Below are 24,141 nucleotides of genomic sequence, written 5' to 3'. Positions count from 1 at the left end.
AGGCTCGCTTGTCAGGCGGCGAGGTGTTTTTTGTCGGCTTCGGTTTTCGGCGAGCGGGTATCCGGGCTTGGCTTGAGCGCCTGGCTCAAGCGACCATCCACCCCGACCGGCACATCACCGTCGATGGTGGTCCGGCGCACGATGCGTTGAGCATCGCCGTAGTCGTTGATCGCGATGTGCTGCGTGGCGCGGTTATCCCAAATCACCACATCGCCCTCCTCCCAGCGCCAGCGCACGGTGTTGTCGACATGGGTAATACGGTCGTGGAACAGGCGAATCAGTTGTTTCGAATCGTTGTGGTTTACTCCCTGTATCTGTTTGACAAAGTGCCCCAACAACAAACTTCTTTCACCCGACTCCGGATGCACCCGCACTAAAGGATGTTCGGTTTCGTAAACTTCAGCAGTGAATTGCTCGCGATAACGTTTGAGGCCCGCCTCACTGGTATTACGCGGCGTCGCATAGTCATATAAGTTGGTGTGCAACGCGCGCAAACTATCAGCCAGTAATTTCAAGGGTTCCGGCAAGTCGGCGTAGGCCGCTGCAGTATTGGCCCAGACTGTATCGCCGCCATAAGGTGGAATAACCACACCGCGCAAGATGGAAATTTTCGGGTAATTGGCAACAAAGGTGACATCGGTGTGCCAGGAGTTGGCGCGGGTTTCCTTGGCGTCCAGGTGCAGAATGGCGGCGCTTTGTTCAGCAGAACGTACGGTCGGATGCGGTACCTGTTCACCGAAGCGCCGGGAAAAAGCTTCGTGTTCGGCGTCATCCAGATGTTGGTTGCGAAAGAACAGCACTTTATATTTCAGCAGTGCCTGGTTAATAAATTCGAAATTCTCAGCACTGATGTGCCCACCTAACTTCACACCTTCCAGTTGTGCACCAATTCGACCAGCGACCGGTTTGATTTGAATGGCCATCGAGCTACCCCCTGTCTCACGAGTTGTGTGGAACAGATCATAAAGACATAAAAGCAGCCGTGACTAATCACAAATTATTCTAAAGATATAAGGAGGGACATATAACAAAGCCCATGTAAAACATGGAGAAAAGCTATAAATACAAAGTTATTAGCTCATAACTTTTTATGCTGGCTTATCAAACGAAAGTTCCCACACTCAGCAATTCACCCGCGCACCAGGAAAGCCCCTGAGGGAACACGATCTCGCAGCTTCTTGCACTTGCCAGGTGCCGGCTGATGCCCCGGCGGGCGATCGGGAAACCAGATGCGGCATTTACCCGGCGGCGGCCAGTGGCCGCGGGGAATTTCAACCTCATCGTTCACGGGCGCCGGCTGTACCGAAGCCACTTGCAACTCCGCTTCGCGGCGCCTTTGTATTTCCTCTTCGAGCCCTTTCTGTACGGCGACCACGTCGTCCCTGGCGTTGGGTGAGGTACCCGAAGCCTTGGCCTGTTGCGCCGCCTGGATCAATTGGAAGTTGCGGTTGCGTAACTCGACGTTGCGACCCACCCGCATGTTCGAGCGCACCGCCAATGTTTCAGCCTGCTGGTACTGCCCCTGCTGAAGACGCAACACGCCGAGGTAATGCAGCGTCGCGGGATTGTTCGGCTGGATATGCAGGGCACGCTCCAGCGTGGCAGCGGCCTGGTCCAACTGCCCGGTTTCATACTGGCGCGAGGCGGTTTCGATCAGCGTGGTTGAGGCGCTGTTACTTTGCGAGGGCGCTCTTCGCTCGGCAGCCACCGAGCCAAGCGACGCGACGGCGCAGAACGCCAGGATGAGACCCGGCAGAAAACTCTTGTTTGGCATCAGGGGCGGACTCGGCGGATCTCGGACGGCACTGTCGTAAAACAGGTACATCGCTGCTCGGCATCTCCAATACAGCGCCGTACTGACCCGGCTAGCGACCTGAAGTTCCCGCGCCACCGGCAGGACCTGCGATACGTCAGGTTCAAATGGGCCTCTTTGCACAATCGCCACTCTGAGCGAATGCCATTGCAATAGCCTACGATCAGCAGGCGGATCATCAATTCAGAATTAATCAACGGACGCCCAACCGGGCTACAAAAATCGTTTCCAAACGATGATCAAGGACTCAATCGATGGTAAAAAATGCGCAAGCCGACTCAAAAAACGAGACTTTGATCGCGCAGGAGACTGAGGCTATGGTTGAACCAGCCCCTGCTTCCGATGAGGTTCGTAATGGCATCTGGCGCACACGGATCGGCGTCCGGGCGCGCAAGCTGAGTCTCTCGACCCAGTTTGTCATTTTCGCAGCGGTGATCCTGGGGCTGACCATGTTCTCCGTCGGCAAACTGGTGAGCCAACGAATAGAAAGAGCCGCGGTACATAGCGCGGCAGAAGCAGCCGCGCAGTACATGGATACGTTTCTGGAGCCGTATGTGCAGGAGCTGAGCCGGGACAACGACCTCTCGGCTGAAAGCATCCAGTCCCTGGACCACCTCGCGCAAAGTCGTGCGCTCCAACAGCACATTGTCTCGATCAAGATCTGGCGAGCGGATGGCACGGTGGTCTACAGCACGAATAAAGCCCTCACCCACCACAAATTCCCGACGGAACACGTCTCTGAGGCACTCAAGGGAAAAGTGGTCACCGACCTTGAAGAACTGAGCCAGGATGAGAACGAATTCGAGCGCAGCCTCAACCAGCCGCTCTATGAGATCTACGCGCCCCTGCGGGATTCAAACTCCGGGAAGATCATCGCGGTGGGCGAATTCTATGAAAAAGCCGATAGCCTCAAGCGCGAGATCAATCGTGTCCGAGAGCAGGTATGGGGGGTTGTTGGCGCCGCGACGCTGGCAATGCTGACGCTGCTTTTTTTCATCGTGCGACGCGGTGACAAGATTATTCAGCGCCAGCAAGTGGCACTGCACTTACGGCTGCAGGAGCAAACCCGTTTGCACATCAGCAATGCCGAACTCCAGCGCAAGATGGCGACGGCGACCCAGGAGTTTTCCCAGGTCAACGAACTCACCTTGCGGCGCATTGGTGCGGACCTGCACGATGGGCCCGCGCAGTTATTGACCTTGATTCTGATCCGGCTCGACGACCTCGTCGAAAATTGCCCGGCGGTCGATCAGGAGTCGCTGGAAACCATTCGTGGCGCCGCTACCGACGCATTGCGTGAGGTCCGCGAATTATCACGAGGCCTGGCACTTCCGGAAATCAACAACCTGGGCCTGGTGGAAGAGTTGCAGCTGGTGGCGCAACGGCACGAGCAACGCACTGGCACCAAGGTCACATTAATCCTGGGGCAGCTACCCAAGACCGCGCCGCTGCCGCTCAAACTCTGTTTGTACCGTTTTGTGCAGGAAGCCCTCAACAACGCTTACCGTCATGCCAACGGTGAGGGTCAGGTCATCCAGGCGAAGTGCCTGGGTAAAGTATTGAATATCAGCGTCAGGGACAGAGGTCCAGGCATGGCGGCAGATGCCATGCTGCTCGAGACATCCGGCAGAACCCGATTGGGGCTCGCCGGTATGCGTTATCGCGTTGAGTCTCTGGGCGGGTTGTTCAGCATCGACTCCAGCGCTTCGGGTGCGTCGGTCAATGCCCAGTTCAAACTCTAGTCAGGAGCCGCCCTGGGCATCCGTTGGGGTTTTCCCTGCGCCGATGTGAAGCCGCCCGAGCGCTTCGCGCTCTCTGTAGTGCCGGAGGGCCGTGACCGCTTCGACACGATTGCGGGCGTTCAGTTTCTGCATCACACAGCCCATGTGGTGCTTGACGGTTTTTTCGCTGATCAACAGCTTTGACGCAACCTCCCTGTTGGTCAGCCCCATTGAAACCTCGCGAATGACCTCCTCCTCCCGAGGGGTCAGATCAAACTTTTGATTTTCCGCTTCGTGTTTCTTGATGTTACTCAGCAGTTTGTTGGCAAAGTCGGGGGTGATATACGACTCACCCTTGGCCACCGACCTGATCGCCTGGACCAGTTCCGGTCCGCTGACACCTTTCAACACATACCCGCGCGCGCCGGCCTCCAATGCCATAAAGGCGTCATTTTCGGATTCTGAAACCGTCAGCATCAGCACCTTCACATCCGACAACTCAGTGGAAATGAACCGCACCGCGGCGAAAACATCGCCCGGCATATTGACGTCCATCAACATCACGTCCGGACGCACCCTCTGGGCAATATCCATGGCTTCGTCCGCATTGGCGCCCTGCTCCACGACCTGAAGATCCGCCCGTTTTTTCAACGTATTGGCAACGCCCTCACGCAACATTGGATGGTCGTCGGCAATGCCGATGCGAATGAATGGACTCATGACCCGCTCCCGAAATGATTAGCACTCGTACAATCATTGATTAATAGCAGGGAACCCGGGATCACGTCGATCACCCATCGTGTGTTTCAGGCTCCAGGCGTTCGAAAATGAGACTTAAGTCGAATACATTCGATCGTCAACAAGCATTCCTCATGACGAAACGCTAAACATTTATCCCCAACCCATTGTTTTAAAAGGCCGCTAAACAAGGTCGAAAAAAACCGCCCCATAACACCCGGATACATCTTAGATCCGACCCACAATGGGTCTGTCATCAATAGCCAAGCGACTGTCGTCAAATGAAAAGCGCCCCCTGGTCGGGGGCTTTTTAATGGGGCCATAAAAAAGCATCTGGCGATTGAGCCAGTCGGGACGCCCACAAGGCGAACGCGACTGCTACGCCTGCGTCTCGAACTGCCTGGTACGCCAGGCTGGAGAATAACAATATGAAGTTCGTGAAAGGTTTTTTGGCTACTCCACTCCTCATGGCCCTGGCCATCGATGCACAGGCCTATGTATCGAGTCAGGAAGCTGCGCAACTGGGCACCAGCCTGACGCTGGTAGGCGCTGAAAAGGCCGGTAATGCCGATGGCTCCATTCCGCCTTATAGCGGTGGCCTGATCACCGCCCCGGCCGGTTTCAAGATCGGTGACAGCATGCGCCCGGATCCCCATGCGCACGAAAAACCACTGCTGGCGATCACTGGCAAAAACGTTGACCAGTACAAAGGCATGCTGACGGCCACCACTGTCGAGCTGGCCCGCCGCTACCCCGACTATCGCATCGACGTGTATCCGACCCATCGCACCGCATCGCTGCCGCAGGCGGTACTGGACAATAGTCGCAAGAACGCCACTGCCGCCACGTCCCTCAACGGCGGGATAGCTTTCGACAATGTATTGCCCGGCGTGCCGTTCCCGATCCCGAAATCGGGTGCAGAGGCGATGTGGAATTTCCTGCTGCGCTACCAGGGCGTGAACATCCGTTCCAAGTACGACTCCTGGAGCGTCGACTCGGCGGGTGTGGCGAGCCTGGCGGTGACCGGCGAGGCCTTCGTCTCCTTTCCGATTTACGAGAACCTGTCGAAACCCATCAGCAACTCCGACCTCTACTACCAGTTGAAACTGTCCTATACGGGACCGGCGAGGCGAGCCGGCGAGTCGATCATGCTCAAGAACGCCACCAATCCGCTGCAGCGTCCTGGCCGTGCCTGGCAGTACATGCCGGCCCAGCGCCGGGTCAAACAGATTTCGATCCTGGCCTACGACACACCGAACCCCGGCACCGCCCGCGCACTCGAACTGTACGACTGGACGCTGGTGGGCAAGCAAGAAATGATCATGCCCTATAACACCTACAAACTGACCTATGCCCGAGAGGCCAAGTCGCTGACCACCCCCAACTTCATTGCCCCGGACTTCGTACGCTGGGAAAAACACCGGGTCTTTGTCGTCGAGGGCAACCTCAAGCCCGGTGCCAACCACATCTACAAGAAACGCCGCTTTTACCTGGATGAAGACACCTGGGCCGCTCTGGCTTCCGATCAGTACGACATGAGTGGCGAACTGTACCGGGGCTCCTTCGCGTTCCTCAGCCAGAGCTATGACCAACAGGTCCCGGACGCCACCCCATTCATGACGTACGACCTGTCGCGCCGCACCTACAACATCAATGGCGTGGTAGGCCCTCATGGCGGTATTCGCTACACCGAAGCGCTGTCGACGGCGCAGTGGGTGCCAGAGTCCATGGCGGGTGCCGGTGTTCGCTAGACCTGAGGTGATACCGAACGGACACTGAAATGCAAAAAGCCCCGCCTCCTGCAAAAGGGACGGGGCGTTTTATTGCACACTGCCTTGAAACAACGCCTTCGCCTGCCTTTGTGGATCGCCCCTATTGTTAGGAGCCCACGTCTTGTGGCAGATCCAGTTCAAGTCGCCACACAAGCGGCCTGCCATCCACACTGGACTCGGTCTGCACCTTGCCTTGCAGCGCTAGCACCAGGCGCTGGATGCTGGCATGCGCCAACAGGGCTGATGGGGCATCCTCGCCCGGTTCATGCCAAGGCGACAACTCAAGACTCAGGCGTAGAAACCCACGAGGCAGGATGCGCGTCGTCAGAATCAAGGAAATTCCGGGTGGCGGTGTTCCCTGCAACAGGTAGGCAAACAGGCTTTCCAGCAACTGACGGTAATGTCGGACATCGATCCAGGCGCTTTTCAACGCGCGCAGGCCCGGCCCCAGATTCAACTGACAGCCCTTTGATTCGAGCTGCTGGCGTATTGGCCCAAGCAGTTCTTCCGTCAGCGCTCCCAGATTGTGAGCCTCGTGTAGCGTCTCCTGATCGTGCGCATCCAGCGTTATCCAGTCGTCGAGCCTGGCCAAGGACTGGCGCATGCTGTCGACGTGCCGGGTCAGCTTTTCAAAAATGCGTTCAGGGTGGTCGGGGTCTGGCAACAGCACTGCCTTGAGGCTTTTGCGCATCGCCTCTATTTTCACCTGCAACTCCTGGCTGACCGCGGCCAGCATGGAGCTTTTCAGGTGACTTTCGTACCGCGCCTCGGCACCTTCGTGACGCAATGTGGTGAGCAGCCTGTCACGCTCCGTAAGGTCGCGCATGCCACCGAACATGGCGACAAGCTCACCGGCCTCGTTACGGAATGGCGTACACCAGACATACATCACGTTCGATATCCCGTCATTCTCGAAAACGGCTTCGGCCATGAACGACTCCTGGCGAATGACCGCTTCGCGCAAGCGCATTTCTGAGTCCTGGCGCATTTGCGCCGGCAACCATTTTGCCTGCGCAAGCGTCGTGCCTCGAATGTTCTCAAAGCTTTCACCGGTGTAGGCCAGGTAACGGCGATTACACATCAGCAGCCGTCCTTCCAGATCGCGCACGAACATTGGGTAGGGCGCCGAATCGAGCAACGCACGCAACAAGTCATACTCACGCAGCAGTTGCGGATCGAGTGAGGACTCCTGCCCCACGCCGGGTTCTTCACCCGCGACCAGGCCAAACGTGCGGGCCACTTCCAGCAACTGGAAATCACTGCTGACCTTGAGTTTCTGATGCAGGCGCGCTTTGTAGGTACTCACCGTTTTGTAGCTGAGGCTCAATTGCTCGGCGATGTCCTTGTTGTTGAGCCCTTGGCTGAGCATCTGCAAAACCGTGAGTTCGCGTCCAGACAGTTGCTCCAGTTCACTCTCACCCTCATCGCGCACGCTGTGGGCGTCCTGACGGGTGACTTCACGCGGAAAATAACGGCGCCCATGGCTGAGCGCCAGAAGCGCACTTTCCAGTTCTGTCACGGCGTCGGTTTTGCTGACATAGGCGTCCGCCCCCGCTTGTAGCGAACGTGTGGCGTAGAGACTGGCCTCCTGGACGCTATAGACCAGCAACTTGATGCCTTCGTGGCTCGCGCGTAGCCGGCGCAGCAGATCCAGACCGCCCAATCGCGGGACCAACAACTCGATGATCACCATATCCGGGTGCAACTGGCGGCATTGCATCAGCGCATCCTGGCCATTGTCGACTTCGGCCAGCACGGTATGGCCTGCACGTTCAAGCAACGCACGCAGACCATTGCGAACGATGGGCAGATGGTCCACGAGCAGCACAGTGCCCATGCGTTTCTCCCTATAAGGCGGTTCCTGCGCCCAAGCATAGACCAGGGCAACAATAGAGAGTCACTCCTACAACCACGTTGAAACGGCTCCGACATCCCCGGCCAACCCCGACGAGCAGACTGCTGGCATCTACTTTCCAGCGCCCGCGAGGCTGCCATGAACACTTACAACGATAAATCATCCACCCATCCTGCCTTTCAACGTACCCGACTGGGGCGTGCCATCAGCCTGCTGTTGGCCGGTGTATTCGCTTTCTGCGTGACAGAAGCCGAAGCCGAGGAGAATGGTGTTGAGCTTTCTGCCGACGGCTTTGCCCCACCCTCTTCAGCCGCTGCCATCGCTGCCCCTTCGTACCTTCTGATCGCCATGCGTGCCAGCGAGCAGGCCCCGCAGGTTTTCGCCAGACAATTGCTGGGCGCACCCGCCCCGCTGGTGATTACCAGCGCCAATGGTATCGGCATTGCCAACCCTGGAGCCCATGACGACACCACCGTCAACCTGAGTGCAACCCGTACCATCGGGGTGTTGGCGCAAGCGGCGAGCAGCGTCGGTTTCGAGCGCGGCACCGTCAACAACACGGCACTCACCGCCGTCAATGCCCATGAACAAACAGCCCTGCTGGCACGGGACGGCGGCCAGTTGAGCGGCACCGGGGTGTCCGTCAATCTGGTTCCGAAGGCTGCAAATGGGGCCATCATCACCGCGAACAACATGACGGGGATCAGTGCGCAGGCAGGTGGTCAAGTATCGCTGCGCGACAGCGCCATCACACTCGGTGGTGGCGTCAACGGCCTGAACAACCAAGGGCTGGTGGCCGTGGGCACGGGCAGCCGCATCGACTTCCTCGGTGGTTCGGTCAGCACCCAATCCAAGGGCTCGATCGCGGCGCTCGCCCAGGAAGGCGGCAAAATCACGCTCGGCCAGGGCAGCACCCTCACGACCACTGGTGCCAACAGCCCAACCACCGGCAGCCATGCCCTGAAGGCCGACGGCGTGGGTAGCCAGATTAGCGCCAGCCAGATCAGCGTCAGCACCAAAGGTACCCAGGCCAACGCCGCCCGTGCCGAGAACGGTGCGGGTATTGACCTCGACGCAGCCACTCTCGATACCGGCAGCGCAGTGTATGGCCATGGCCTGCTGGCGACGGGTAACAACAGTCAGATCTCCCTCAACAACGGTTCCGTTACGACCGCCGGTAAAGGCGCGGTCGGTGCCTGGGCGCGAGACGGCGCCCGTATCCAGTTGGGCCAAGGTACGCAAATCAGCACCAGTGGCGCCTCCATCAGCAATGCTTCGGCACCGCTGGATGAGAAAACCCTGAGCATCAGCCACGGGTTGTTGGCCAGCGGCAGTGGTAGTCGGATCGATGCGGCCGACGTGACGGTGCGCAGCAACGCCGTCTCTGCCAGCGGTGCCCGCGCCGAAGCAGGTGCAACCATCCAGCTTGAGCGCAGCGAGCTCACCAGTACCGGTGCCGCGACCAGCACCTCCAGCACCGCTGTGCTCCACGCCGTGGGTGGTTCCAGCATCCTGGCCGATGCCGTCCACGCCAGCGCAATCGGCAACTACATCGGCGGTATTCGCGCCGATGGCAGTGGCAGCAAGGTCACGTTGAACCAAGGCAGCGTGGCGCTCAAAGGCGCTGGCAGCGTCGCTGATTTCACCTCGGCTGCCCGCGCCATGAATAGCGGTGCCGTGAGCATCGAAGGCAGCGCGTTGTCGAGCCAGGGAACCTTCAGTCACGGCGTCAGCGTCGAAGGCAACGGTTCCCGGGGCACCCTGACCGGTAGCAGCATCGACGTCGGTGGTGCCCGCGCCCATGGCATTTATGTCAACGGTGGTGCCAGCGCCGACGTGAGCAGCAGCACCATCCGTCTCGATCCTGCGGCCAGTGCAGTCGGCCCCTGGGGTCTCGGCGCACTGGTTGAAGGCCAAGGCTCGCGTCTGCGCCTGAACGACAGCGAAGTGCGTACCTCACAAAAAACCAGCTATGGCGTACGCGCCCTCGACGGTGCCGACCTGGAACTCAACAACGGTCTGATCGACACACAAGGCAATTACTCGGCCGGGCTTAGCGCAGGCAGTTCGACGGTGATCGCCCGCAACCTGAGCGTCCGGACCTCGGGTGATGACAATGCCATGGGGGTCGTGGCGGATACCGGTTCGACCATTACCTTGTACGGTGGATCGGTCACCACCAGTGGCAACGGTTCGCCGGTGCAATCGAACCTGACCTTCCCCCATGCCCTGGCCTCACGTAACCAAGGTGCCCAACTCAACGCCTATGGCACCAGCGTGCAGACCCTCGGCAGCCAAGCCTATGGCGCTGCAGTGGATGATGGCGGCAGCATGCTGCTGGAGGGGCTGACGGTGAAAACCGCGGGACAATACTCGACGGGCCTGTACGCCGGCATCGGTACACTCAAACCCGGCCAGGTGAGTCTGACCGCCCGTAACGTGAGTGTCGAAACCCTGGGTCAACAGGCATCCGGCGCCCTGGTCAGCCGTCAGTACCAAACCCCTACCGCCACCCTCGACTTGATCGACTCCACACTCACCACCCGAGGCCAGTTGTCCCATGGCCTGCAAGCCGAATCCGGGGCGCAGCTTAGCGCCAGCAACAGCGCCGTCAGCACCCACGGCGACAGCGCTCTCGGCGTCCTGGCCAACAACCAGGCCAGCGTGCAACTCGACCAGGTCGGGGTTAACACCCGCGGTGACCTGGCCCATGCTCTGGTGGCCAAAAACGGCGGCGTGCTGGACGTCACCCACAGCACCATCAATGCCGATGGCGGCCAGGCTGCGGCGCTGTACAGCCAAGGCACCGACGTCCTCAAAGGTCAGGCGAACGTGGACAACAGCGTGCTGCACAACCGGGAGGGCGCAACCGTTGCCGTCGCCGGTGTGGCCGATATCAAGCTGAGCGACAGCATCGTGGGTGGTAGCGGTCAGTGGTTGAATGTCGACAGCGCAGTGGCCAGCGATGGCAGCCAGGTGCCTGACATGGGCACAGGCCTGTGGCAAGGCGTCGGCCGCTCGCTGGCCAGCGCCGGCAACGCCAATATCGATGTGGCTGGCTCGGTACTCAACGGCTCGGCCCGTACTGCTGGCGATAGCCACTCCACCGTCAATTTGCGCGATACCAGCCTGTGGAACCTGACGGGAGAATCGAATCTCGGCACCCTGCGCAATGAATCCAGCCTGATCGACTTCAGCGCGCCGCTGGGCGGGCAATTCAAGAACCTGACGGTCAACGACTATCATGGCGCCAACGGCACCTTTGCGCTGAACACCTACCTTTACACCGATGGCTCACCCTCCGACAAACTGGTAGTGGACGGCGGCAAGGCCGACGGCAGCAGCAATTTGTTGATCAAGAATGCGGGGGGCCCCGGTGCCGTGACCCAAGGTAATGGCATCCTGGTGGTCGATGCAGTCAACGGTGCGACCACCACGCCCGATGCGTTCCGCCTGCTCAGCAGGGTCAAGGCCGGCCCTTACGAGTACAGCCTGCACCGTGCCAGCCAGGATGGCAGCAACGCCCAAGCCTGGTACTTGCGTTCGACCCGGGACGCCGAGCCTGTTGAACCGGTAGTGCCGGTAGTGCCCGTAGTGCCTGTTGAACCGGTAGTACCGGTTAATCCTGTTGAGCCGGTGATACCCGTGGTGCCGGTTGGCCCGCAGGCTCCAGTAACCCCGATTACTCCGTCCAATCCGGTGGTGCCGGTGGTGCCGGTGGTGCAACCGCAGCAACCGCTCGCGCCAGTGCGCCGGCAAGTGCCCAACTACCGCGCGGAAACTTCGCTGTACCGCGCGCTGCCTGCGATGCTCCTGCACTACAGCCATGCCATGGTCGATACCCTGCATGAACGCGTCGGCGAAGAACGTCGGATGACCACCGATCCCCTGCCCGTGGAAGAAGTCGACAGCTACGGCCCAAGCCTGGGCTGGGGCCGGTTGATCCACCGCCAGGGCAACGACGAACTGGGCGATAATGTCCGCTCCGACTACCGGATTCAGGCTTTCCAGGTCGGTGCCGATCTGTACCGTAACGAAGACATTGATGGCAGCACTGACCAGGCTGGCCTGTCGCTGAACATCGGCCGCATCGCCGGCAGCATTGAGCACAGCGACGGTGCCAACGCAGGCGAGGACCTGCTGCACGCCTACGGTGTCGGTGGCTATTGGACGCACTTCGGCCCTGAAGGCTGGTACCTGGACGGCGTGCTTCAGTTCAATCGCTTCGACATCAAGGCAACCCCCAACGACATGGACGCACTCAAGACCCGCGCCCACGGGGTCACCGCCTCCCTGGAAAGTGGGTACCCGTTCCATGCCGAAAATGACAAGAACCTGCACGTCGAGCCACAGGCCCAGGTGATCGTCAGCAAAGTCCGGATCGATGACAGCCATGACGACTTCGCCCAGGTGCGCTTCGAGGATATGGACTCCCTGACCGGCCGCCTTGGTGTGCGCATCGACAAGGACTGGTTCCGCGAGGACGATAAAGGCAAGGTACATCGCACCAACGGATGGATTCGCCCGAGCGTCTGGCACGAGTTCAAAGGCAGCACCAAGACCGAGTTTTCTTCCGCCGACGGCTATGTTCCCTTCGGCACCGACATGAGCGGCACATGGGGCGAACTTAATCTGGGCGTCGACTATCAGGTTGATGAACGTACCACCGTCACGGGTTCGCTTGGCTATCAGAAAGCCTTTGGCGAAGACAGCCGAAGCTATGAAGGCATACTCGGGATCAAGGTGAAGTTCTGAGCAAAAACGCCCGGTTCAATCGTAATGCTGTTCACTTAAGCCAACGCGAACCTTGTAGCAGCTGGCGAAGCCTGCGTCCGGCTGCGTAGCAGTCGTGAAATCAAACGATGCGGTGTTTCAGCAAATCAGCGCGTTGAGGATTTACGACTGCTACGCAGCCGGACGCAGGCTTCGCCAGCTGCTACAAAGTTGTGTCGTTCCTTAAATGAACAGCATTACGATTGAACCGGGCGTTTTCTATCCAACAGAAAACCGGGCGACATAAAGTCCTGGAAAGAACACGACACGTTGGAACCACTTCTGGCCCGAAAGCCCCCTCCACCATCAACCCCGCCCAATCACTGGCGCATGCTCGGCCATCAATTCCATTACCCAGTCGATAAAGACCCGCACCTTGGCGCTGACATGGCGATTCGGCGGGAATGCCAGATACATCGGCATCGGCACCATGTGCCAGTCCTCGAACAGCGGCAGCAGCTCGCCGCTGACCAGGTGCGATTTGGCCATGTACTGCGGTAGCCAGAGTATGCCTAGTCCCGCCAGACCTGCGGCGAGGTACGCATTGCCGTCGTCGACCGTCAGCTGTGGGCGGCCCTGGGCCACGATGCGTTCCTCGCCCCGCTGCATCGCGTAGGGCAAGGTTTTGCCAGTACGAAACCAGAGAAAGCCGACGGTGCTGTGCCTGCCTTCCTCCAGCTCCCGTGGGTGCGCCGGGGTACCGAAGCGCTGCAGGTAGCCCGGCGCCGCATAGATGCCGAGTTTCAGATCGCCCACATGCCTTGCCACCAGGGACTGATCGGTGATCTCGCCGCCACGCACCACGCAGTCGACGTTTTCGCCAATGATGTCGACGATGCGATCGCTCACGCCCATGGTCAACTGGATTTCCGGGTAGCGTGCAAAGAACCCGGGCAAGGCTGGTATCAGCAGCATTCGCGCCAGCGGGCTGGGCACATCCACCCGCAGCCGCCCGCGCGGTGTCATCGACGCGCTGGACAGGCTGGTCTCAGCGTCGTCCATATCGGCCAGCAGCCGGATGACGCGCTCGTAGTAGGCCGCGCCATCGGCGGTGACATTGACCTTGCGTGTGGTGCGGTTGAGCAAACGCACGCGCAACCTCGCTTCCAGTTGCTGGACGAGTTGCGTCACGCTGGTCTTGCTCATGTGCAGGGTGGCTGCCGCCTTGGTGAAGCTGCCGGTTTCCACCACTCGGGCAAAGGCCTGCATCGCATCGAAACGGTCCATTTCAAGCCTCACTCGGGTCTGGATAGTTTGGATTCTACAAACAGTCATGACCAGAGTTGCCTGTTTATCCAGGTCGGCCGTCTTTCTACAGTGGCTTTATCGTAAACAGCGGGCCGCGATGGCCCCGAAGGAAGTAGGCAATGACCAGCAAACGTGATGTCGTTTTCCCGCCTGACCGCCATGCACTGTACGAGCTGCACCGCTACTCGCCGGCGATTCGCTCCAACGGGTTTCTGTTCGTATCCGGTCAGGTCGGCAGCCGCAAGGATGGATCGGCCGAGCCGGACCTCGCGGCACAGGTTCGCCTGGCCTTCGCCAACCTCAACGCGATCCTCGCCGAGGCCGGCAGTAGTTTCGAGGATGTGGTCGACACGACCATCTTCATGGTCGACCCCGACTCGACATTCGAAACCATCTGGGAAGTCGCGGCCGAGTACTGGGGCGAAGCGCCCTACCCGACGGCGACCGCTATGGGCGTGACCTGGCTGGCCGGCTTCGACTTCGAGATCAAGGTGATCGCCAAACTACCGCATTAGAACCGGCTCAGCCCCTCCTCCATTCATTTCCATTTCATCCCTGTGTATCAGTGGGTCGAAGAATGTTCTGGAAGGAATACGAGGGGGGCAACATGCCAATAGAGCCCCCCGCCACTACACATAACCCTCAACGTAACCTTTAAATGGCAGAATCTCCTTCACTTGATCGTTTCGGAGACCAGCATGCTTCGCGTATTTGAACAAAGACTCGACCCCTTCCCGCCCGACGAGGTGCCACCGCCACCCGAAGGCCTGGCTCGGTTCCTTTGGGCATGCACACGGGGCGCCCGCGGCTATATTCTTGCGTTTGCGCTGCTCAGTGCCGCAGTGTCGATCTACGAAGCCTGGCTGTTTTCTTTCCTCGGTCAGGTCGTGGATCTGCTCTCGACCTGGCAGGCCGGTGGTGATGCGGCTGCGCAGGAAAGTCGCGTGTTGTGGGGCATGGGCATCGTTATGGTTGCCAGCATCGGGCTGGTGGCGTTGCGTACCATGGTGCAGCACCAGATATTGGCGATCAATCTGCCTTTGCGGCTGCGCTGGGACTTCCACCGCCTGATGCTCCGGCAAAGCCTTTCGTTCTTTTCCGATGAGTTCTCTGGCCGGGTCACCACGAAGGTGATGCAGACTGCGCTGGCCGTGCGCGACGTGCTGTTCACCCTTATCGAGATCGCACCTGGAATCGGGGTGTATTTCATTGCAATCATCGCACTGGCCGGCGGCTTCGCATTGAAACTGATGCTGCCCTTCGTTGCCTGGATCGTGTTGTTCGGGCTGGCCATGCTCTACTTCGTCCCTCGCTTGGGGAAAGTCGGACAGGAACAGGCCCATGCGCGCTCCTCGATGACCGGACGTATCTCAGACGCCTACACCAATATCACGACAGTGAAACTGTTCTCCCATTCCAATCGTGAAGCGCACTTCGCGCGCGCGGCCATGGAGGATTTCAAGCACACCGGCTTTCGCCAGATGCGCCTGGTCAGCCAATTCGAGATCGTCAACCAGGCGTTAGTGGTGGCGTTGATCATAGCTGCGGGGGGTTATGCGCTTTGGCTGTGGCACCAGGGCGAAGTCGGCGCAGGTGCCGTGGCGGCGATTACCGCCATGGCGTTGCGTATCAACGGCATGTCGCACTGGATCATGTGGCAAATGACTTCGCTGTTCGAGGGCATCGGCACCCTGCAGGATGGCATGGCAACCCTTACCCGCGGCCCAAAGGTGCAGGATGCGCCGGACGCGGGCGTCCTGGTGACCTCCGGCGGGGCGGTCACCTTCGACAACGTGAGCTTCAACTACAACGGCGAACGCCAGGTACTCGATGGCCTGAGCCTGAACATTCATCCGGGCGAAAAAATCGGCCTGGTGGGCCGCTCCGGCGCCGGCAAGTCCACGCTTATCAACTTGCTGCTGCGCTTCTATGACGTCGACAGCGGGCAGATTCGTATTGACGGGCAAGACATTGCGCACGTGACGCAAGACAGCCTGCGCAGCGCCATTGGCATGGTCACCCAGGACACGTCCCTGCTGCACCGTTCCATTCGCGACAACATCGCCTACGGCCGACCCGATGCAAGCGACGCACAAATCCGCAGTGCCGCGGCCAATGCCCAGGCCGATGAGTTCATCAGCCAACTGAGCGACCGGCAAGGGCACACCGGCTACGACACCTTGGTGGGCGAGCGCGGCATCAAACTTTCGGGCGGCCAGCGCCAGCGCGTCGCGATTGCCCGAGTGATGCTCAAGAACGCCCCGATCCTGCTGCTTGACGAGGCTACCAGCGCGCTGGATTCGGAAGTCGAAGTGGCCATTCAGGAAAGCCTCGATGAAATGATGGAGGGAAAAACCGTCATCGCCATCGCCCATCGGCTGTCCACGATTGCGGCGATGGATCGACTGATTGTCATAGACGATGGACGCATCATCGAACAAGGCACCCACACCGAATTGCTCGCCAGGAACGGCATCTATGCGCGGCTGTGGCACCATCAGAGTGGCGGGTTCCTGGGTGAGGATCAGTCGGTAACCGAGGCTATGGACCAGGTATGAGCGTGAACGGCCCGGCAGCTTCCCTTTAAAAACCACGGCCCACAAAAAAGCCCACTGACCGTCACCGGTTCAGTGGGCTTTTGATCAGCTCTCTGGTTACAGAGCCATATCAGTCGCAGCATTAGCCTTTGGCGCTTTCCCGGCATCAGCCGGAGCTGCAGCCGGAGCCACCACTTGCCCAATCGCTGGCGGCGGAGTCAGTTCCAGCACCTTGGCGGTGTAGGCCCACTCTTCGGCCACTTTTTCAGGGCTGACATTGAGCTGAGTGCCATAGCTCGGCACGATCTGGTGCAGTTTTTCCTGCCAGGCAGGCGTTGCAACCTTGTCTTTGAACACTTTCTGCAGCACGGTCAGCATGATCGGTGCAGCGGTCGATGCGCCCGGAGAAGCACCCAGCAGGCCAGCAATGGTGCCGTCTTGCGAAGCAACAATCTCGGTACCCAGCTTCAGCACACCACCGGCGGCTTCATCACGCTTGATGATTTGCACGCGCTGGCCAGCTTGCCACAGGCGCCAGTCTTCGGCCTTGGCGTTCGGGAAGTATTCTTTCAGGGCGTCCATGCGGTCTTCGTCAGACAGCATCAGCTGGCCGGCAAGGTACTCGACCAACGGGTATTCCTTGATGCCGACCTTGGTCATTGGCCACACGTTGTGCGTGGTGGTGGTGGTCAGCAGATCCAGGTACGAGCCTTCTTTGAGGAACTTGGTGCTGAAGGTCGCGAATGGGCCAAACAGGATGACGCGCTTACCGTCCAGAACACGGGTGTCCAGGTGCGGAACCGACATCGGCGGTGCACCAACGGAAGCTTTGCCGTAGGCCTTGGCCAGGTGTTGTTCGGCGATGGTCGGGTTTTCGGTCACGAGGAACGAGCCGCCTACCGGGAAGCCTGCGTATTCCCGGGCTTCAGGAGTGCCAGACTTTTGCAGCAGGTGCAGGGCACCGCCGCCCGCGCCGATGAATACGAACTTGGCGTCGGTTTCGGCTTTGCTGCCGTCTTTCAGGTTTTTGTAGCTGACGCGCCAGGTGCCGTCTTCGTTCTTGGTGATGTCCTGCACTTCGCTGGACAACTTCAAGTCGAACTTGGGCGTGGTTTGCAGGTGCGCCACGAACTGACGGGTGATCTCGCCGAAGTTCACGTCGGTGCCGATCGGCGACCAGGTGGCCGCGACTTTCTGGTTCGGGTCGCGCCCTTCCATCATCAGCGGAACCCACTTCTTGATCACCTCCGGGTCTTCGGAGTACTGCATGCCGGCGAACAGCGGGCTCGCTTGCAGGGCATCGTAACGCTTCTTCAGGAACTTGATGTTGTCATCGCCCCACACAAAGCTCATGTGCGGTGTGGAGTTGATGAACGAACGCGGGTTCTTCAGCACGCCTTGCTGAACTTGCCAGGCCCAGAACTGACGGGAGATCTGGAACGCTTCGTTGATTTCAACGGCTTTGGGGATCTGAACGTTGCCCTTGTCGTCTTCCGGGGTGTAGTTCAATTCGGCCAGGGCGGAGTGACCGGTACCGGCGTTGTTCCAGCCGTTGGAGCTTTCCTGAGCGACGCCGTCGAGGCGTTCGATCATTTCCATCGACGTGCCAGGTTCCAGCTCATTGAGCCAGACACCCAGGGTTGCGCTCATGATGCCGCCGCCAATCAGCAGCACATCGACTTTCTTTGCCTCATCCGCCTGAACAGACGTGATCCCCATCGACAAAGCCAGCCCCAGCAGGGCCGTGTTCATTTTTTTAAACATCTTTTGCACCTATGATAAAACGCCATCCGCCCTTCCATCTTCATGAAAAACCCCTTGCCACGGCATTCAGGCAGGATGTCGTGGAGGTTGGTACATGATGATTGGAGGGTGGGCACACAAGGCCGACTGACTGCATCGACCTCAGTTATATGTCCCTGCTGAACTGACTTTTTATCATTATTGGCTTCAGTTGCTTGAGCGACATTGATCCTGTCGGCACGTCTGCGGGACGGGCCAACTGAACAGGTCAAACCAAGTTGGCGCGCAGAATATCACGGCTCGGCGACCGCGCGCTCCCGAAAGGACCTATCGGTCTAGTCTAGACGAGGCTCGTTCGCCGCGTTCTGGCCCAAACGATTCAGCACAAACACCTTGGCGGTGCGGGTCATCTGGTCCAGATGCCGGTCGCGCTGCTTCTCGGCATCGATCATTGCGCGCTTGCCGTGTTTTTGCAGCAAGTAGTGATGGATCTGCCGAACTTCCAGCGAACTGTAGATCGAGGCCACATCCAGCAGCCCCATCAAACCTTCACTGCTGTAGTCGCGGGTGTTCATCAGCACTTGCGTGCCGCGTACGCCCAACACCTGAAAGCCCATCGATTCGAACCACGGCACTTTGGCGACGGCGCAGGTCAATTCGGCGTGCGGGTAGCGATGGGTCATTTCTTGCAGCATGGCCCGCGCGACACCTTGACGACGATGGCTGGCATCGACCGCCATGTAGGCCACGCCGCACGCCTGGGGATCGTCTTTCATCGGCAGGTACAGCAGGAAACCGATGACCTTCGCCGGATCGTCTTCGTCGGTCGCGACGATCAACTCGACCGTAATCCCCTTCTCCCCGTTGAGCGCGTCCAAGTACAGGTGCACCTCGAAACCGACCGTGTATTGGTACACGTTGTACAGCGGATTGCTCGGCGCGATGCCGACCATGCTGATGTCGGTCAGGTTATCGACCACCAGTTGCAGGATCTGGCTGTTGATGTGCTCCGGGCACTGGGTTGTGAAGTGGGTGAGTTGGGGCATTGAATGTCTGACTCCGGGATAAGGCTTACTGGGCATCGGCCGGGGTATTGTCACAGATTGATCGCCACGCTGCTGCCAGCGGCTACAGAGGTTGACCCGAATCGCTAGCTCCTTTCCCCGACAATGAGGAATTTCCCCCGGTTTTACGCACTTTCCCCCAATCCTGGGATAACCCATTTGTCTTACAAAGGACCTTGTTTTACTAAGACTTTCGTCTGATGTTTCTCATGGCTCAGCTTTTGCTTCGGCCCAAAGGGCGAGTGCCATCACCGTGGCATGCCCTAACGAGAACAATCATGAAGAGCTCAGTCCCTGCGAACAAGTCATTCGGCTATTCCATGGCGCAGGGCATTACTTCGGTGGTGATGATCACGTTCAGCGTGACCACCCTGAACGCTGCCCCCATCGATGATGTCGGACAACCACCACCCACCGATCCCTCTGCCTACTACAACCCGCCGGCTGATCCGGCCGCAGCGCTGGAAGCGCTGAAGACGATGCCTTCCGCGAATCAAGGCTCGCTGGCCTTGCCCAACGGCGTGTACGGCACCAAAGACTACACCCGCGTCGATAACGTGCTGCCGCCCACTGCGCAAACGACGTTCAACTACCCCACAAACGGCAAGCCCAGCCCCCTGTTTGGCGCGCTACCGTTCACCCAGCAACTGCTGCTGTTCGAAGAATTTGGTACGGAAAAACTCGACCCGACCCTGCCGCAACCGCCGCTGTCGTTCCCCGTGCCGCTCGCCGGCCCGGCGCCTGCGCAAGATCCGAACAGCATCGCTCGTAGCGGTCCGTCGGCCGCCGCACTGGAAGCCTTCATGCGCCAGCCGGGGCTGTACCCGTTTCCGACGCAGTATTCCAACGTGCTCGACCGCAATCCGTGGAAGGCGCAGATCGAAGCTTTCCTCAACCGCCATCCGGTGGGTTCGCCGGCTGAAGGACGGCCACCAGGAAAGGGTTGGTCGCATCAACGCTGGAACGAGTTCTACCCGCAGGTCGCCTTCAAAACCGTGCAAGCGGGCGCCAAACTCAACGGCGGCATGCGCGACCGCAGGCAACTGCACAACTACGCCGTCGGTGAGTTCGGGCCGGGCGGGCTCTACAACCAGACCTCGGAAACTCCGCTCGCGATAGGCACGACCAAGGGCATTGATACGCGCTTTCACCCCAAGATGCCGATTCAGAACCACAAGTCGCTTTGGACCTTCGACGGCACCTTTCCGGTAAAACTGCTGATGGTGCGTTATGGCCAACCGGTACTGATGCGTCACTACAACGCGCTGCCGATCGACCCTTCGGCCAATGCCGGTTTCGGTCTGCACACCCTCAGCACCCACGAACACAACGGGCACTCTCCGGCGGAAAGCGACGGGTACTCCAATGCGTTTTTCTTTCCGGGGCAGTACTACGACTATCGCTGGCCGATCCAGCTGGCCGGTTACGACAGCATCAACACCACGGCGCAGGATCCGCGCGCGGCTTTCCCCTGTGCACCCGGCGAAACCCTTTACGTCAACGACACCAGTCCCGGGCTGAAAACCTGCGACAACGGCACCATCAAAATCCGTGGCGACTGGCGCGAAACCATGAGTACGCACTGGTTCCACGACCACATGCTCGATTTCACCGCGCAAAACGTTTACAAGGGCAACGCGGTGATGATGAACTACTACAGCGCCCTGGATCGCGGTAACGAGGCCCTCCAGGACGGCGTCAACCTGCGCCTGCCCAGCGGTTCGGCGCTGCCGTGGGGCAACCGTGACTACGATGTGAACCTGATGATCGCCGACAAGGCCTGGGACGCCAACGGCCAGTTGTGGTTCAACCCGTTCAACACTGACGGCTTTCTCGGGGATCAGATCCTGGTCAACTGGCAGTACCAACCGGTGCTGAAAGTGCGGGCGCGCAGCTATCGGTTCCGCATCCTCAATGGTTCGGTATCACGCTACTTCAGACTGGCGATGGTACGGCAGATCAACGGCAGCGGCGGCGAGTTTCCAGGCCCGGTGGGTTCCGGGATTTCCTACAACCGCGTACCGTTCCACCTGATCGCCAACGACGGCAACATCATGGCGCACACCCTGCCCTTCGACGGCAGCATGGACATGGATGGCGACGGTGATTTTCAGGATCACAACGGCATTCTGCCGGTCCAGGGCATCGCCGAACGCTATGACATCATTGTCAACTTTGCGAAATACGGCATCAGCACCGGTGACAAGATTTTCCTGGTCAACCTGATGGATCACCAGACCGGTAAAGGCCCGGAGAAAATAGAACTGTCGCTGGCCGACGTGCTGGCCGAAAAATACAAAGCGACGCTCAAGGTCACCAGTAATGGCCTGAAATGGGAAAACGGCGATCCGGCGGTGGGCAGGTTTCTGCAATTTCTGGTGCAGCCTTACGCCGGTCAGGACGTGAGCATGGACCCGGTCGCCTATGAGCCTGCCAAACCCGGCAAGCCCGCCGGCAAGATCATGATCCCGTTGACCATCGACCGCGATAACCCCAATGACCAGGCCAAACTTGCCACAGCACGGCATCGCGAGTTTATTTTCGGACGTTCCGACGGCACCGACGAAGCCCCCTGGACCGTCAAGACCGATGGCGGTTTCGGCTACTCCATGGACCCACGCCGGTTAGATGCCGCGCCGCAATTGGCCACCGGTCCGACGGACGCCGGCTTCTCTGGCGACGGCACCCTCGAAGTGTGGAAAATCGTGAATGGCGGCAACGGCTGGACCCACCCGGTGCATGTGCATTTCGAGGAAGGCGTAGTTCTCAAGCGCGACGGCAAGGCACCGCCGGATTGGGAAAAATGGGCGCGCAAGGACGTCTATCGCATTGGCGAAGGGATCGACAGTTCAGAGAACGTTGAAGTGGCGGTGCGCTTCCGCGAGTTCGCCGGCACTTACATGGAGCACTGCCACAACACCCAGCATGAAGACAACTCGATGCTGTTGCGCTGGGATGTCGAGAATCCCGGCCAGTTCCAGCTGATGCCAACGCCCCTGCCCGGCTGGGACGGAGTCACTTATGTCGCCTCCGTGGCGCTGCCTACCTTCCGCACCGGCGATAAACGTGACAACAACGAAGGAGACAACCAAAAACCGGTGGCCAACCCTGACAGCGCTACCAGCAGTAGCAGCCAGCCGCTGACCATCAACGTGCTGGCCAACGACACCGACCCGGACGGCAATCTGCCGCTCAAGGTGGTGGAACTGAACCAGCCGGATTCGGGTAAAGGCTCGGTCAGCACCGACGGTTTGCGGGTGGTCTACACCCCACCGGCGATCGTCCCCGAGGCGTTCACCGCGACCTTCACCTATCGGGCCAGTGATGCCCAGGATGCGAAGTCTGACCCTGCAACGGTGTCCGTGTCGGTCACGGCTGCAGCAGCCACCGAGACGCTGGCAGTCACCAACGCGTTCGTCACCGTTCGTACCGACAATCGCTACACCTGGGATATTTCCGGGACCACCTCGCGTTTTGCCGGAAATAGCATAACGGTGACCGTGACCTCTACAGCCGGGACGCTTAATCTGGGCAAGGCTACGCTCACGCAGGTCGGCACGGGTGCGAAGTGGCGAGTGCTGGTGGCGACCTCCGGTGCCGGACCGGCGCCAAACCCTACCATCACTGTCAAGTCTGCGCTTGGCAAGACGATAACGGCGCCGATCAGCGTGCGTTAAAGCGGCAACGATAGTCACCCGGTCTGCCTCTGGCAGACCGGGTGGCGGCGGTTTTCAATCGCGTTCAAAGAGGATGAGGAAAGTTCGTACACAGCGAAAAAACTGTCCTCTGGCGGCAAAGCAACGTAATTTACGCCCCCTAAATATAATGATCCAGGAAGGGTTGAGTGGGAGCTTATCGTCTGCTGTTGGCCGTTTTGGTCGCCATTTCCCATATGGGCAAGACGTTCGCGGGGCTAAACCCCGGCGTGATGGCGGTGATTTCCTTTTTGATCATCAGCGGCTTCGTGATGACCTCGCTCATCGAACGCAACTACAAAGCGCCGGGGAAAATCGGCCTGTTCTACATGGACAGGGCCCTTCGGCTTTACCCCCAGTTCCTCTTCTACTTCTTTGTCTCCTGCGCCGTGATCCATTTCCTGCTGCCCGGCACACCTCAAGCCGCCGAACTAACGTTCAGGAACATTGCCGCGAGCCTGCCCATGGTGCCCCTTGGCTTTTACATGTTCGGGGCGGCCGGGTCGCAAATCTTGCCCCCCGCCTGGTCGCTGGGACTTGAAATGTGTTTCTACCTGGTGATCCCGTTCCTGATCATCTACAAAGTGCGGGGCGTTGCGTTTGCATTGTCTGTCGCCATTTTTATGGCCGCCTGTTTTGGTTTCATAAACTCCGACATCTACGGTTACCGCCTGTTGCCGGGTGTCCTGTTCATGTTCCTGTGCGGCAGTTACCTGTACAAGCCGCAGGCGAAAGGACTAGCGATCGCTACCGCCACCGCCGTGGCGGCGGCCTTGATGTTTGCGGCGATCAATGCGGGACTGATTGAGCGGCGGCCGTTTAATGCGGAGGTGACTGCGGGTATAGCGTTAGGCATCCCGATCGTATACCTGTTGACGAAACTCAAGTTTCATCAAATTGACGAGTTCCTCGGGAACATCAGCTATGGCGTGTTTTTGAATCACTTCGTGGTCATTTACTTCCTGCGCGCTTTCTGGCCCGTTGCCTACGACGCGCCTATCGTTGCGGCGGTTCTTTTTCTTTCGTTCGGATTGAGCTGCGTTTCGTACTACTGCATCGAACGGCCTGCCCTGAAACTTCGTCATGCGCTTCGGGCCGGCGTGAGGTATGGAGTGGATCAAATGCAAGGCCGCGAAACAGCCGTCTGATGCGTGCGCCCGCTGACGAGTGATGGCGCGGCGA

Annotated in this window: 14 protein-coding genes and 1 pseudogene; 7 read left to right on the top strand and 8 right to left on the bottom strand. The window is 59.3% G+C overall.

Annotated elements, in window-relative coordinates; all coding sequences use genetic code 11:
- Positions 1 to 11: 11 nt before the first annotated feature.
- From J2Y56_RS15240 to J2Y56_RS15230, 3 genes and pseudogenes are all read right to left on the bottom strand, one after another.
- Positions 12 to 923 (bottom strand): TauD/TfdA family dioxygenase, encoded by a 912-nt coding sequence (locus J2Y56_RS15240; RefSeq protein ID WP_310336982.1) that lies wholly within the window; start codon positions 921 to 923, stop codon positions 12 to 14.
- Positions 924 to 1,129: 206 nt separating this feature from the next.
- Positions 1,130 to 1,774: a tetratricopeptide repeat protein gene (locus tag J2Y56_RS15235; protein ID WP_310351079.1), complete on the bottom strand. Its 645-nt coding sequence runs from the start codon at positions 1,772 to 1,774 to the stop codon at positions 1,130 to 1,132.
- 116 nt (positions 1,775 to 1,890) lie between these two features.
- Positions 1,891 to 2,037, bottom strand: a pseudogene (locus J2Y56_RS15230) (transposase); the annotation flags it as partial.
- Positions 2,038 to 2,067: 30 nt separating this feature from the next.
- Between J2Y56_RS15230 and J2Y56_RS15225 the strand changes: the two are divergent.
- A complete protein-coding gene (locus J2Y56_RS15225; RefSeq protein ID WP_310351076.1) occupies positions 2,068 to 3,555 on the top strand; it encodes an ATP-binding protein in 1,488 nt (495 codons plus the stop codon).
- On the opposite strand, the gene J2Y56_RS15220 is transcribed toward J2Y56_RS15225, so the two are convergent.
- On the bottom strand, positions 3,556 to 4,254 hold the full coding sequence (locus J2Y56_RS15220; protein WP_310336976.1) for a response regulator transcription factor: 699 nt from the start codon (positions 4,252 to 4,254) through the stop codon (positions 3,556 to 3,558).
- A 446-nt stretch (positions 4,255 to 4,700) separates the two neighbouring features.
- On the opposite strand from J2Y56_RS15220, the gene J2Y56_RS15215 reads away from it, so the two are divergent.
- Positions 4,701 to 6,023, top strand: coding sequence for a DUF1329 domain-containing protein (locus J2Y56_RS15215; protein ID WP_310351073.1), 1,323 nt, complete (start codon positions 4,701 to 4,703; stop codon positions 6,021 to 6,023).
- A 127-nt stretch (positions 6,024 to 6,150) separates the two neighbouring features.
- Here the strand turns inward: J2Y56_RS15215 and J2Y56_RS15210 are convergent, their stop codons facing one another.
- Positions 6,151 to 7,881, bottom strand: coding sequence for a response regulator (locus J2Y56_RS15210; RefSeq protein ID WP_310351070.1), 1,731 nt, complete (start codon positions 7,879 to 7,881; stop codon positions 6,151 to 6,153).
- Between the two features lie 156 nt (positions 7,882 to 8,037).
- On the opposite strand from J2Y56_RS15210, the gene J2Y56_RS15205 reads away from it, so the two are divergent.
- A complete protein-coding gene (locus J2Y56_RS15205) occupies positions 8,038 to 12,654 on the top strand; it encodes an autotransporter outer membrane beta-barrel domain-containing protein (RefSeq protein ID WP_310351068.1) in 4,617 nt (1,538 codons plus the stop codon).
- A gap of 324 nt (positions 12,655 to 12,978) precedes the next feature.
- Here J2Y56_RS15205 and J2Y56_RS15200 read toward each other — a convergent pair whose 3' ends face one another.
- A complete protein-coding gene (locus tag J2Y56_RS15200; RefSeq protein ID WP_310351065.1) occupies positions 12,979 to 13,899 on the bottom strand; it encodes a LysR family transcriptional regulator in 921 nt (306 codons plus the stop codon).
- Positions 13,900 to 14,039: 140 nt separating this feature from the next.
- Between J2Y56_RS15200 and J2Y56_RS15195 the strand changes: the two genes are divergently transcribed.
- On the top strand, positions 14,040 to 14,435 hold the full coding sequence (locus J2Y56_RS15195) for a RidA family protein (protein ID WP_310351062.1): 396 nt from the start codon (positions 14,040 to 14,042) through the stop codon (positions 14,433 to 14,435).
- A 183-nt stretch (positions 14,436 to 14,618) separates the two neighbouring features.
- Positions 14,619 to 16,478, top strand: coding sequence for an ABC transporter ATP-binding protein (locus J2Y56_RS15190; RefSeq protein WP_310351060.1), 1,860 nt, complete (start codon positions 14,619 to 14,621; stop codon positions 16,476 to 16,478).
- Between the two features lie 96 nt (positions 16,479 to 16,574).
- On the opposite strand, the gene mqo is transcribed toward J2Y56_RS15190, so the two are convergent.
- Positions 16,575 to 18,221, bottom strand: coding sequence for a malate dehydrogenase (quinone) (gene mqo, locus J2Y56_RS15185; RefSeq protein WP_310351057.1), 1,647 nt, complete (start codon positions 18,219 to 18,221; stop codon positions 16,575 to 16,577).
- A gap of 314 nt (positions 18,222 to 18,535) precedes the next feature.
- Positions 18,536 to 19,246: a GNAT family N-acetyltransferase gene (locus tag J2Y56_RS15180; RefSeq protein WP_310351054.1), complete on the bottom strand. Its 711-nt coding sequence runs from the start codon at positions 19,244 to 19,246 to the stop codon at positions 18,536 to 18,538.
- A 296-nt stretch (positions 19,247 to 19,542) separates the two neighbouring features.
- On the opposite strand from J2Y56_RS15180, the gene J2Y56_RS15175 reads away from it, so the two are divergent.
- Positions 19,543 to 22,941, top strand: a complete 3,399-nt coding sequence (locus J2Y56_RS15175) for an Ig-like domain-containing protein (RefSeq protein ID WP_310351050.1) — start codon at positions 19,543 to 19,545, stop codon at positions 22,939 to 22,941.
- A 167-nt stretch (positions 22,942 to 23,108) separates the two neighbouring features.
- The gene (locus tag J2Y56_RS15170; RefSeq protein ID WP_310336959.1) at positions 23,109 to 24,107 is read left to right on the top strand and encodes an acyltransferase; all 999 of its coding nucleotides are present in this window, start codon (positions 23,109 to 23,111) and stop codon (positions 24,105 to 24,107) included.
- The last annotated feature ends 34 nt before the right edge of the window (positions 24,108 to 24,141 follow it).

It is taken from the genome of Pseudomonas sp. BE134, from assembly GCF_031456105.1.
GTDB lineage: Bacteria > Pseudomonadota > Gammaproteobacteria > Pseudomonadales > Pseudomonadaceae > Aquipseudomonas.
Note: the sequence above shows the minus strand (reverse complement) of the source record. Positions and strands in the feature narration are given on the sequence as shown.